This window comes from Pseudaeromonas pectinilytica, from assembly GCF_054780855.1.
Genome location: NZ_BAAGVN010000082.1, coordinates 1 through 1,115, shown reverse-complemented (window position 1 = coordinate 1,115; position 1,115 = coordinate 1). Strand labels below are relative to the sequence as shown.

Sequence of the window (1,115 nt, the reverse complement as noted above, 5' to 3'; positions counted from 1 at the left end):
CAAGGTCGCACCGCTTGCGCCGGGTGCGCCACATTCCGGATAAAACCATCCACCCAATGCGTGGTGTAAGGTCCGATGGACGCTGCCCAACCGAGCAGACGCTCGGGCGACCACTCCAGCAGTGCCTGATGATGCGCGGGCATATGTTCACGCAGGCTGCTGTGCTGGCCTTTGCGATGACTCCGCGGGTGCTCGGCCACCACCTTGCCCGCGTGGTACAGCGTGACGGTATGCTCGGCCAGATGGGCCTCCAGCCGCTTGCCCTGCAAGGCATAGGGCACGGAGTAATAGTGCTTTTCCAGATCGACGTGGTAGTCCTTACCAACCAGCACCGGCACTACTTTGGTGTAGTGATAGGGATAATCCGGCAGCGGCTTGAGCGCCGGTGCATCGAGCTCGGCAAACAGTGAGGCACGGCAGCCAGGCAGCTTCTGGAAGGGTTTCTGGTTGAGCCGGGTCAGCAGTTCACCCATCCGCTGATTGAGCTGGGCCAGGCTATGGAAGGTTTCATGACGCAGCACCGCCAGGATCCAGCGGGTGACGATCTGCACCCCCACTTCCGCCTTGGACTTATCCTTCGGCTTGCGGGGCCGGGCGGGCATGATCGCAGTACCGAAATGGGCCGCCAGCATCTGGTAGGTGGGGTNCCGCCGAAGAACTCGAAGGCGCGCTTGTGGCTCATCACCCAGTCATCGAGCTGCTGGGTGCGGGTGGCCTCGGCAAAGGTGTAGTTGGAAGCCCCCAGTACGGCGACAAAGACCTGGGCCCGGTAAAGGATCTCGCCGGTATGCGGATCAACAATCGGCATGGTCTGGCCGCAGTAGTCGACAAAGAGTTTTTCGCCCGCAATATGGGTCTGCCGCATCGAGGGTTGCAGCAGGGCCGACCACTCTTTATAGAGCCGACAGAAGTGGTTGTAGCTGTAGTGTGAGCCCGGATGACGCTCGGCGTACTCCTGCCATAGCAGCTCGAGGGTCACGCCTTTTTGACCTGGTTTTTTGAGCTCCTGATGCAGCAAGGCCCAGTTGGGAGTGGGTTTGTGCTGAGTTTTATGGACAGAGCAGGTCTTGAGAAATGCGCGCTCCAGAGAGACGTCATCCCAGGACTCAGACAGG

At 60.3% G+C, this 1,115-nt stretch carries 2 pseudogenes; both read right to left on the bottom strand.

The window, feature by feature from the left end:
* Positions 1–646, bottom strand: a pseudogene (locus ACYVG7_RS06090) (Mu transposase domain-containing protein); the annotation flags it as partial.
* 3 nt (positions 647–649) lie between these two features.
* Positions 650–1,115, bottom strand: a pseudogene (locus ACYVG7_RS06085) (IS21 family transposase); the annotation flags it as partial.